The 11,658-nt window shown below is 55.0% G+C and carries 8 protein-coding genes; 6 read left to right on the forward strand and 2 right to left on the reverse strand.

The annotated features are described in order from the left end of the window. Window positions 1-28: 28 nt before the first annotated feature. Together NZ653_03205 and NZ653_03210 are read right to left on the reverse strand one after the other, a co-directional pair. Entirely contained in the window at window positions 29-1,804 is a 1,776-nt protein-coding gene (locus NZ653_03205) for a cell wall metabolism sensor histidine kinase WalK (GenBank protein MCS7286132.1), read from the reverse strand. A 4-nt stretch (window positions 1,805-1,808) separates the two neighbouring features. Next, window positions 1,809-2,498, reverse strand: coding sequence for a response regulator transcription factor (locus tag NZ653_03210; protein ID MCS7286133.1), 690 nt, complete (start codon window positions 2,496-2,498; stop codon window positions 1,809-1,811). A gap of 198 nt (window positions 2,499-2,696) precedes the next feature. On the opposite strand from NZ653_03210, the gene larA reads away from it, so the two are divergent. Genes larA through NZ653_03240 form a run of 6 tightly spaced genes read left to right on the forward strand, consistent with a single transcriptional unit; the run spans window position 2,697 to window position 11,360 of the window. Next, complete coding sequence (gene larA, locus NZ653_03215; protein ID MCS7286134.1) at window positions 2,697-3,992, forward strand: nickel-dependent lactate racemase; 1,296 nt, start codon at window positions 2,697-2,699, stop codon at window positions 3,990-3,992. After that, complete coding sequence (locus NZ653_03220) at window positions 3,989-5,287, forward strand: (Fe-S)-binding protein (protein MCS7286135.1); 1,299 nt, start codon at window positions 3,989-3,991, stop codon at window positions 5,285-5,287. Before larA ends, NZ653_03220 begins: the two co-directional genes overlap by 4 nt. Then, window positions 5,281-6,684, forward strand: coding sequence for an FAD-binding protein (locus NZ653_03225; protein ID MCS7286136.1), 1,404 nt, complete (start codon window positions 5,281-5,283; stop codon window positions 6,682-6,684). The genes NZ653_03220 and NZ653_03225 overlap by 7 nt, the downstream gene beginning before the upstream one ends. 4 nt (window positions 6,685-6,688) lie before the next feature. Then, window positions 6,689-7,504 (forward strand): competence/damage-inducible protein A, encoded by an 816-nt coding sequence (locus NZ653_03230; GenBank protein MCS7286137.1) that lies wholly within the window; start codon window positions 6,689-6,691, stop codon window positions 7,502-7,504. After that, window positions 7,501-9,648, forward strand: coding sequence for a 6-pyruvoyl-tetrahydropterin synthase-related protein (locus tag NZ653_03235; GenBank protein ID MCS7286138.1), 2,148 nt, complete (start codon window positions 7,501-7,503; stop codon window positions 9,646-9,648). Before NZ653_03230 ends, NZ653_03235 begins: the two co-directional genes overlap by 4 nt. Continuing rightward, window positions 9,645-11,360 (forward strand): glycosyltransferase family 39 protein, encoded by a 1,716-nt coding sequence (locus NZ653_03240; protein ID MCS7286139.1) that lies wholly within the window; start codon window positions 9,645-9,647, stop codon window positions 11,358-11,360. Before NZ653_03235 ends, NZ653_03240 begins: the two co-directional genes overlap by 4 nt. The last annotated feature ends 298 nt before the right edge of the window (window positions 11,361-11,658 follow it).

Genomic DNA, 11,658 nt, shown 5'->3' on the forward strand with positions numbered 1-11,658 from the left:
GTCGGGTAAAATCTGTGTAAAAGTTTTGTTAAAAGGAGCTTGCGGGCAAGGCGAAGTAAAAGGTGCTCCCCTGGCCTTCCACACTCTCAGCCCAGATGCGTCCTCCATGGGCCTGGACGATGTGCTTGGCTATGGCCAGGCCCAGGCCGGTGCCACTGCCTGAGCGGGCGCGGTCAACTTTGTAGAAGCGCTCAAAGATACGAGGCAGGTGCTCCGCAGGGATGCCTATGCCGGTATCGGCTACCTCAACGATCACTTCAGGTTGCTGAGGGGCCTCCTTTGCCGCATAAGCCCGTATTGTTATCCGTCCACCGGCCGGGGTAAATTTGATGGCATTGTGCAGAAGATTAGCAACAACTTTCTGCATCTGCTCCACATCGGCCAGGACTGGAGGAAGGTCAGAAGGCAGATCCACAGTCAGGGTAAGGCCAGCCCGCTCTGCCTGAAGGCGCAGCCTTTCCAGTGGCGGGAGCACTATTTCGGCCAAGGTGGCAGGAGCCAGACGCATAGGAGCGTGACCAGCTTCTATCCTTGAAAGCTCCAGCAATTCTTCCACCAGCCGGGTCAGGGATTCCACTTCGGTTTCCATGCGATCCAGAAAACGCCTGGCGGTTTTGGGGTCTTCCATGGCGCTTTCCCTCAGGGTTTCCACCAGGGCTTTGAGGGCAGCCATAGGGGTTCGCAGTTCATGGGAGATATTGCTGATGAAATCCCGGCGTACTGTCTCCAGCCTGCGGATCTGGGTCAGATCCTGAAGCAGTGTCAGGCAGCCATCCCGAGCACCAGCCCCCAGTGGGGTAGCAATTACCCGCAGGAAAGGGCCATGTCCCACCATTTCCACTGTATTGCTCTGCTCCTCGCCCTTTTCCTGACAGCGACGCCATATCTCTACTATTTGGTGATCGCGGACAACCGCCACGAAACGTCGTCCGATGGCTTCTTTTTCGGAGACTCCGAGAATTCTGGCGGCGGCGGGATTAATTAACCTTATTCTCTCTGAGCTATCGGTTATGACCACGCCGTCGGCCATATAGTTCAATACGGTGACAAGGGTTTTCTGACGGTCGGCCAGAGCTTCCATCCTGGCTTGGAGTTCTTCCCCCATGCGGTTAAAGGCTTCAGCCAGTTGGCCCAGTTCGTCTTTGGAAGGGCGAAGGATGCGGACCCCTAAATTCCCGCGAGCCATCCGCTCAACCAGGCTCACCAGTTCCCGGAGCCGCCGAGCCAGTTGCTCAGCTATGAGGAAAGCCAATAGCCCGGCCAGGAAAGCTGTCATAAGGGATGCAGCCATGACTGATCGGCGAAGGCGAGCCACGCTGGTCTCAATCTGGGTCAGAGGCAGGGCGATGCGGACAATCCCCACCACTCGGCCATCGCCCCTGACTGGTACGGCAACGTACATCATTCTGTAGCCCATTGTGCGGCTGTAACGGATGCTGACCCCCAGACCTCTGGCCAAAGCTTGCTGAACTTCCGGACGGTCAAGGTGGTTTTCCATGAATTCAGGGTTTTCGTGGGAATCGCCCAATACAGCACCGTCAGCCCTTATTATAGTCACGCGGGCTTCCAGGAGTTTTCCCCAGCGCTTCGCCAGGGGTTGTATTTGCTGAACAGTACTGCTTTCGGAAAGCAAGGGGCCGAGAGCGTCGCTCAAAAGCCTGGCTTCCGCCGCCAGCTTAGCCTCCAGATCAGCCAGGTAAGTCTGCTGCACGAGATTGGAGGAGAAAAGGGTCAGAGTTGCTGTGGCCAGTAAAATGACGAATAGATAAGGGATGGCAATGCGCCAGCGTATGGAGCGGAACATTGTTTCATCCTTCAAATCGGTAACCTATTCCCCGCACGGTAACGATGCGTGTGGGATTATCGGGGTCGGGCTCTATTTTTTCCCGCAACCATCGGATATGGACGTCTACTGTGCGGGTGCCTCCGGCGTAGTCCCAGCCCCACACCCTTTCCAGGATCAGATCTCTGGAAAGCACAATGCCTTTATTACGGGCCAGGAAGACCAGAAGGTCATATTCCCGGGGCTTCAGGTTCAGGGGTTTACCATCCATCAGCACTTCGCGTCGGGCCAGATCTATGGTGAGATTTCCGAAGACCAGCCGTTCTGTGGGGGGTTTCTCTTCCCGGTCCAAGCGCACCCGGCGCAGCAGGGCTCTTACCCGTGCCAGAAACTCGCGCATGCTGAAGGGCTTGGTCATATAGTCATCGGCTCCCAACTCTAAACCCATTACTTTGTCCACTTCATCTGTGCGGGCAGTGAGGATGAGGATGGGCACGTTCATCTCCTCTCGCAGTTTTCTGCACACTTCAAAGCCATCCAGCCTGGGCAACATAAGGTCCAGCACGATGAGGTCTGGCTTTTCCCGCCGGGCCACCTCCAGTGCGCTCAGACCATCGGTAGCGGTGTAGACCTTGTAGCCATGATGGGTGAGATTATATTCAAGGGTTTCCAGCAATGTGGGTTCATCTTCCACAACAAGCACCTTTTCGTCCATACACACACCTCCAAAGGCTAAATTAGTATAACTCCAGAAATCCATGAGAGCAAGGCACCAGATGTAAACCGCCATTAGCTCGCTGCTGGTCTTCTATTTCTGGGTTCGGCTATACCGCCCGGCAAAGATTTGATCCTCTTGACACAGTTATGCCTTCATGGTATAACCCTCCAGGAAGCCAGAATCCAGGAGGAAATCATGTTCAAAGTCCCCTTTGGCAAGGGATTTTTAGAGTTTGAACTTCCTCCAGGCTTTGAAGGCTACGTGGTGGAACCGAGAGAAGCGGAACCAGTCCCCGATCTGAATTGGGCCGTAAGAACAGCCCTGGCTGAACCTGAGGATTCACCCCCTCTAAAGGAGATGGCCAGGCCCGGTGATAAGGTTTGCATTGTGTTCACCGATGCCACCAGAGCAAGCCCGGATCATGTCCTGGTTCCAGCTCTTCTGAGGGAACTTAAGGAAGCAGGAGTAAGAGATAGCGATATAACCCTGCTTTGCGGGGTTGGAATGCACCGCCCCTCCACATACGAAGAGAAGGTGGAAAAGCTTACCGCCGAAGTGGTCAGGCGCTATCGGGTTATTGACCATGAAGCTCAAAATCCCAAAATGCTGGTAGACCTCGGAGAGACTGAAACAGGTATACCCCTCCTGGTAAACCGCATAGCCTGCGAGGCCGATATCCTCATCGCTACAGGGGTGGTGGAACCTCACCAGTACGCAGGCTATTCCGGAGGGCGCAAGACGGTAGCCATAGGAGCAGGAGGAGAAAAGACTATCCAGGCCACTCACAGCCCCTGGATCCTGGAGCATCCCGGAACGCGACTGGGCCGCATTGAAGGAAACCCTTTTCACGAAGCTATCACCGAAGCAGCCAGGAGGGCTGGCCTACGTTTCATCCTGAATGTAATCAATAACGACAAAGGGGAAGTGGTGGCGGTGAAAGCAGGAGAACCCGAGGCCGCTTTCCAGGAGCTTGTAACTTTAGCCCGAGCCATTTACGAGGTCCCCGTCCCCAGGCAATACGATGTAGTAGTGGCCGGGGTGGGATACCCCAAGGATGTGAACCTTTATCAGGCTACAAGAGCTGCCAGTTACATTTATTTTGCCCCATCCCCCGTGGTCAAACCCGGAGGTTTCATCATCGTCCCGGCTCCCTGCGATGAAGGGCCAGGGCAGGGGGTGGGAGAGCAGAGGTTCTTTGAAGTCCTCAAGAACGCTCCCGATGTCCAATCCATATTGGAAGAGGCCCGCAAGCACGGCCTTAAGGCAGGTGAGCAGAGGGCTTTCATAATGGCTAAAGTCCTGGAAGGATGCCGGGTCATAATCGCCGGCGCGAAGGACCAGGAAATGGTCCGCCAGGCTAAGATGATACCCGCTTCCGATTTGAAGGAGGCTTTCAGCATCGCTTCTTCAGAACTCGGAGGCAGAGGTGAAGTCCTTATAGTCCCCCATGCCCTCCTTACTTTGCCCATAGTTCAGGAGAAAAGTTTATGAACCCGGAATCATTGCTCCCCACTGAAGAACAATACCTTTTCTGCATAAGGTGCGGCCAGTGTGTAACAGAATGTCCTACTTTCAGGGTGACCCTGAAGGAAACTCAATCCCCACGAGCGCGGGTTATGTTAGTCCGCAAATTCCTGGAGGGAGAACTGAGCCCCAGCCCGAACTTTGTGGACCAGATTTACAGCTGTCTTGATTGCCTAGCTTGCAATGCCGTCTGCCCGGTTGGGATCAAGCCCGCAGATCTGGCCCTCCAGATGAGGGCTTATCTCCACAAAACCCAACCGCAGCCTTGGATCAAACCCCTTGTTTTCAGGGTCTACTTCACTCACCCCAGGCTTATTGAGCTCTCCATGCTCCCCTTTGTCCTCTATCAGCGCCTGGGGCTCCAGAGGCTTCTGCACTCCCTGAAGGCGAACAACCTCCTTCCGGCTCAGCTTCGGGACCTGGAAAGGCTCCTCCCTAACCCTTTGCCTCTTCGTCCGCTGAGGGCTTCTCTGCCTGAGTTGATTCCGGCCAGAGGGGAAAGAAAGCGCAGGGTTGGGTTTTTCTTGGGATGCTTCCAGAACACCATCTTCGCTCAAGGGAGCGCTGCATCCATAAAGGTCCTTGCGGAAAACGGTTGCGAAATCTTCATGCCCAGGAACGTCCGGTGCTGCGGCATGCCCCACCTGGGCTACGGCGAGCTGGATACTTTCCTGGAGTTAGCCCGCCACAACATCGCTCTCTTTGAAAGAGAAGACCTGGAAGCCATCGTCACCGATTGCGCTACGTGTGGTTCCACCCTCAAGGAGTACGGCCACTATTTCAAAGATAACCCTAAGTGGAGCAAGAAGGCTGAGAAGTTTTCCCGCAAGGTTCGGGATGTGAGCGAGTTCCTGCTGGAAACAGGGTTCCGGAGACCAGCCCGCAAACTGCCCCTCAAAGTAACCTATCATGACCCATGCCACCTGAGAAGGGCACAGGGGATGTGGAAACAGCCGAGGCAAATTCTGGAGGCTTCAGTAGAGGAATTTGTGGAAATGGAGGGAGCTGATACCTGCTGCGGTTCGGCTGGAACTCAGATCCTGACCCATTACGAGACTTCCATGGCCATACTGGAAAGAAAGATAAAGCAGGTGGAAGCATCTGGAGCCAGCGTATTGGCTACAGGTTGCCCCGGATGCCAGCTTCAGCTGGGGCTTGGCGCAAAGAAACGCGGCCTTAAGGTGCAGGTCTTTCACCCCGTTGAGCTTTTAGACCTGGCCTATAGTTATAGCTCTGACGATTCCCAGGAGGAAAGATGTTAGCTCCTCAAATTATCCGGGAACTCAAGAAAATCGTGGGCGAGAAGAACGTGCTAACTTCCCCGGAGGATCTCATAGCCTATTCCTACGACGCCACTTTCCTGGAGCACAGGCCCGATGCGGTTGTCCTCCCGGGGTCCACGGAAGAAGTGAGCGAAGTGATGAAAGTGGCTTACAGGGAAGGTTTACCGGTTATCCCCAGAGGTATGGGGTCGGGCTTGGCCGGTGGTTCAATACCTTTCTCCGGAGGGGTAGTGCTCGCCCTCACCCGCATGAACCGGATCCTGGAAATAGACGAAGAAAATATGACGGCCTGGGTTGAGGCAGGAATCATCACCGCTGAATTCCAGGCCGAAGTGGAAAAAAGAGGGCTCTTTTACCCGCCCGATCCCTCTTCTCACAAATACTCCACCATAGGGGGGAATGTGGCATGCAATGCCGGAGGTCCCCGCTGCCTCAAGTACGGCGTGACGGGTGACTATGTCCTGGGGATGAAGGTTGTCCTGGCCGATGGGAGAATCCTTAAGACCGGAGGCAAAGTTATAAAAAACGTTACCGGCTACAACCTTTCGCACCTTTTTATCGGCACGGAAGGAACCCTGGGGGTTATAACGGAAGTCCTTCTCAAACTTATATCCAAACCCCGCTACGTTTCCACAGCTTTCGCCGTTTTCCCCAACCTTGAGGACGCCGGCAGGGCAGTCCACCGCATCCTTCTGGCAGGGATAACCCCTGCTTCCATTGAACTCATGGATCAGACCACCATCGGGACAGTGGAAGAATACCTGCACCTGGGGCTTCCCACCTGGGCCGAAGCCATCCTTATCCTGGAGGCCGACGGCAATCAGGAGGAAGCCGTCCTCAGGGAAATAGAGGCCATTGCCAGGATATGTCGGGAGAATGGAGCTGTGGAAGTTAAAGTGGCCAGGGATGAGGCTGAAAGGAACAGTCTCTGGAAAGCTCGGCGCTCCGTTTCTCCCTCCCTGGCCCGCAGGGCTCCCAATAAGCTGGGGGAAGACATAACCGTTCCCCGAAGCCGGATCCCGGAAGCCGTAAGGAGAATCCGGGAAATATCCCAAAAATACGGCCTTCCGGTAGTCGTTTTCGGCCACGCCGGCGATGGAAACCTCCACCCCAACATCCTCTTTGATAAGCGCCGTCCGGAGGATATGGAAAAGGTGGAAAAGATTGCGGGCGAAATCTTCAAGATGGCTGTAGAAATGGGCGGAGTGCTTTCGGGGGAGCACGGGGTGGGGATTTTGAAGCAGCCTTACCTGGAAATGGCCGTTGGGCCTGTGGCGGTAGAAATCATGAAAGCCATAAAGCAGGCTCTGGATCCCAAGGGTATCCTTAATCCGGGGAAAGTGGTACCTCTTGGTGTCTCGTGGCGAGGCGAGTGAGAGCATGGGGCAGGTCCGTTGCGAGATAATAGCCATAGGAAACGAACTTCTGCTCGGAGAAGTTCTTGATACCAACACTCACTGGCTCTGCCGGCAGTTGACCGGCCTCGGGGGAAAGGTAACCCGATGCCTTGTGGTGGGGGATGACCCTGAAGAAATCGGATGGGCATTGAAAAGTTGCCTGTCCAGGGGGGCAAACCTTATAATCACCACTGGCGGCCTCGGCCCAACAGCCGACGATATTACCCTTCAGGCCATAGCCGGGGCCCTGGACCTCCCTCTGGAAGAGAACCCGGAGGCCCTAGAGATGATTGGAACCCGTTACCTTACTTTATACCAAGCAGGTTACGTTCAGGAACCTTCTGTGACCCCTCCCAGGCGTAAGATGGCCCTTTTCCCAAAGGGTGGTAAGCCCCTGTTCAATCCCGTGGGAACTGCCCCGGCCATGCTTCTGGAATATGAAGGAAGCTACATCCTCTCCCTCCCCGGCGTCCCCGAGGAGATGAAGGGCATATTCCGCTCTTCTCTGGTTCCCTTCCTGGAAAAAATTTTCGGCCAGGCCTTTTATGAAAGCATAACCCTCTCGCTGGAATGGGGGGATGAATCCTCAATCGCCGAAATCCTGGACAGGGTAGCCAAACAGCATCCCAACGTCTACATGAAATCAAGAGCCAGGGCTTTCGGAAGAGAGGTCCGCCTGAAAGTAACCTTGGCGGCTTCCGGGTCCAGTTCTGAAGCGGTCAGCAGAGCTATAGAGGAGGCCCTCTCCCATCTGGAGAAAGAATTAGCTTCCAGAGGCATAAAGGTGAGCAAAGCATGATGAAGCGATTCTTGTGGCTCCTGCTGGTTCTGATCCCTTGTTTTCCCTTAGCGAGGGAGGGATTTTTTCATACGGACGACGGGATCTTCCACTTTTACCGGTTCGCCTCCCTCACAAGGCACATTGAAGCCGGCCACCTCTATCCCCGCTGGTTCGCCGACTTTGCCTTTGGCTATGGACACCCTATCCTCAATTTCTATGCCCCCCTGACTTACTACCTGGCCTTTCTCATCCATTTGCTGGTCCGCAACCCAGTAATAGCCATGAAAGTGCTGATCGTTTTAAGTTTTGTAGCTTCCGCCTGGGGGATATACCTCTTGGGAAGGGAGCTCTGGGGAGAAGAGGCAGCGTTCCTCGCTTCAGTACTCTACGCCCTATTCCCCTACCATCTTGCTGATGTCTACACCAGAGGAGCAATCCCGGAGGCCCTGGCTTTTGTCTTTCCCCCAATAATCCTCTGGAGCTGGCTCAAAGGGTATTTTCTGATAGGAGGACTCGCCTGGGCTGGTCTCCTCCTCACCCACAACCTTTCAGTCCTCCTTTCTATTCCACTGCTTTTCCTCTGGGGGCTGGCATTAATCTCAGCTGGCAGGCTTTCTCTGAAGGGTTTCGTTAAACTTTCTCTGTCCCTGACCTTAGGGACTGGCCTGGCCGCTTTTTACTGGCTCCCCGCCCTGAAGGAAATGAAGTTCGTTTTTATCGGAGTGGCAGGGGTAAGCAGAGGCTATGAGAAGCACTTTCTGGATTGGGGGACGCTTCTTGGCCCCCATTTCTTCTATCCTTACACTCCGGCCGGCACTGTGGCCCTGCATCCCATTCCCTTTGTCTTCCTACTTTTAGCTTTGGGCGGTGCTGTGTTTCTAATTCGGGAGAGAAAAAGGGAATGGCCTTTTACAGCCGCTCTCATCCTCACTTTGGCCCTCAGCATCTTTATGCGGTGGGATGGCTCCCTCCCACTCTGGCGCACTCTGGAAAGATGGCTTGATGCCCTGCAGTATCCCTGGCGTTTTATGCTCCTCACAGCCATTTCTTCTGCTCTGCTGGGAGGAGGAACTGCCTTCTTCCTGATGGACTTGCAAAAAAGAAGCGGTTTACCTTGTCCCATCTGGACTTTACCCATTCTGCTGGCGATTCCGGTGTCCCTCTGGAATCTTCCCCTAAAACCTATGCCTCTGACCCCTTCTGACCTCAAAGCCTTTTCCATGTGGGAGACTGATTTCAATAACCGGCAGATCGGGGCCACATGGACGGCTGAGTTCGTCCCGGTCACGGTTAAAGCTGATCGCACAGCCGTCCCGATTCCCCGCCTTCCAGGGGAACCCAAATACGAACCCCTTAAAGTTATCCCTAAGCTCATCCCCGGCCCTCAGCGTCCCCTGGACTCCCGCTGGGAAGTGGAGACACCGGAGGCCATCCGCCTCGTGTGGCATCAATTCTATTTTCCTGGCTGGAAGGTGCTACTGGACGACCGGGAAATCCCGGTAGAACCTGTAGGACCTCTGGGTCTTCTTTCGTGGGAAATCCCCGCAGGGAAGCACACGCTCAGGATAGTTTTCAGCGATACTCCCCTGCGCCGGTGGGCCTTTTACTTGAGCCTGTTTTCTTTCCTCGTAATCCTTCTGTGGGTTTACCGGGAGTCGCCGGGAGCGTTGAAGGCAATTCTGACAGGCGGCGGGCTTCTATTTCTGGCTCTGGGCTTATACCTTTATCCCTTCAACCCCCCGGCATCTCCCTCTGCCGTCTCCTACAACCTGGAAGGCAAGGCTTTACTGGTGGGCTTTTCCGCTCCCGACCTGATCTCACCGGGCTCGCAAGTGGAGGTAACCTTGTACTGGTTATGCCTTGAAAGCGTGGATGAGAACTTCAAGGTTTTCGTCCACATCTTTGACCCAGCCACCGGCAGGATAGTTGCTCAGCACGATGGGGACCCGGTAGGGGGCTTCACTCCCACGACCCGATGGCTTCCCGGGGAAATAATCGTTGACAATCACCCTGTTCTGGTTCCGGTGGATGCCAGGCCAGGCCGCTATGCCCTCGGAGCCGGGCTCTACCGCTTCCCTGAAGTTCGGAACCTCCAGGTTCTGGGGGGATTATTCCCCGATAACAGGATTTTGCTCAAAGAGATAAAGCTGGAAAAGAGATGAACCACCGGCGGCTTTTCTTTCTTATTTTGGCCTGTTATTTTGCACTGGCCTCTATATATTCAGCCCTGACCCCCTTGGGGGAGGCTCCCGATGAGGCTCCTCACTTTTCAGTGATGGTTTACATAGTGAGACATGCCAACCTTCCTGTAGGGCCCGAAGAGCACGAGGGGTTCCAGCCACCCCTCTATTACATCCTGGGAGCAACCCTGGCTTCCCTCTTTGATTTGAGCCGTTTCGCCATCATAGCCAATTCCGATTACAACCTGAGCGACCCGTTAGCTCCCAAGAACCTTCTGCTTCACACTTCCGATGAAATTTTCCCTTTCGCTGGTTGGGCAATGGCCTGGCGGCTCGTGCGGATCCTGTCCATGATCTGCGGAGCGATTACCTTGTGGGCCATTTACCGGCTCGGCCTCCTCCTCTATCCTGACGATCCGGAGGTGGCCCTTGGAGCTGTAGCTCTGACAGCTTTCACCCCGTATTTCCTGTTCATAAGCGGCGTGGCCAACAACGATAACCTGGCAACTGCCTTCGGTGCCCTGACCATTTTCGTGGTAAGCTTTGGGCTTACCCGGAAAATTAAAAGGCCAGAGCTCTTTGCCTTTTACTCAGGCCTGCTTTGGGGGTTGGGAACCATAAGCAAAGTAAGCCTGATGGTCCTGGGGGTGCCCATTGTATTTCTGGTCCTAAAGCTTGCCCGGGACTCGCAGGAAAACCGGGTGTGGAAATTCCTAAGCCTCTCGCTTCTTTCAGCGGTCGGGATGCTCCTGCCGACAAGCTGGTGGTTTATCCGTAACCACCTTCTTTACGGCGACCCTTTGGGGTGGCAACTCATCCTTCAGGCCAACGCTCTTCGCGCAGCTCCTCTAAGCTGGGGAGATCTGGTATGGTTAGCCCGGGGGCTGTACCGCTCTTGGTGGCTGGCCTGGATAGGAATAAGCCTCCCGAGCTGGCTTTACTGGCTTTTGGGGCTTATCCCTCTGGCAGCTCTTCTTGGCTGGTTCAGGGGGAAGCCTGCTGGCTCGTATCCCCTTTTCTGGGGCATTATGGCCCTCTATGTCCTTGGGGTTATGGTGGCGCTTCTAAAGTGGACCGCTACTGTTCTGGGGACCGACCAGGCCCGTCTTCTATACCCGGCTTTACCTGTCTTTTCCCTTTTCACCGCTGCGGGGCTGAGGATATGGGGTAAAGGCTTGCTGAAGGGTGTGATCCTTGGCCTCTTAATTCTTGCTGTATCTTCGCCCTGGCTTTTTATCTATCCTGTTCACAGCCCACCGCCTTACATCCCTGCTGGCGAGATGCCTTCTCCTCTGGCAAAATTCGGAGACGTCATAGCCCTTCAGGCTTTTGAAATGGAGCCAGACCCCTGGGTTCCTGGTGGGGTTGAGGAAATAAAACTCACCTGGCGTACTTTTGCTCCCCCGAAGGAACACTACTGGCTCTACATGAGACTTGTGAACGAAAAAGGTGAAACAGTATGGTTCAAAGATGGCTCCCCGACGGCGGGCCGTGACACCACAGACCGCTGGCCGGGTGGAGTTCTCATTCCTTCCAGGCATCGGATTTACCTGCCGGAAGGCCTTGCTCCAGGCCGGTACAAACTTTTGATTGGCTTTCACCGTTTCGGCAAGTGGGAATGGCTACCGGCTTTCAGGGGGGACAGGTTTGAAGGGGACCTGCTGGAATTAACAGAGATAAGCCTTTCCAGATAACCGCCTCTCCGCATCATAGCGAAAGAGTGCCTCCAAACCTTCACAAAGGGAGCGTTCAACCACCCTTCGCATCCCGCCCACGAGTGGGACCCATAGCCGTAGCAAACCCTATGCCCACGAGGGCGGGAAAAATCAGGGGTCCAGGGGGCGAAAGTCCCCTGGCAAGGGGCCTGGGGGATGTGCCCCCAGAAACCCTAAAAAGTGAGCAGCCAACCCCTGCATCCCACCCACGAGTGGGACCCTGGACCATGGCGAACCTAAAGCCCACGAGGGTGGGAAAATTCGGGGGGTGGAGGGG

This window comes from Anaerolineae bacterium, from assembly GCA_025062375.1.
GTDB lineage: Bacteria > Chloroflexota > Anaerolineae > SpSt-600 > SpSt-600 > SpSt-600.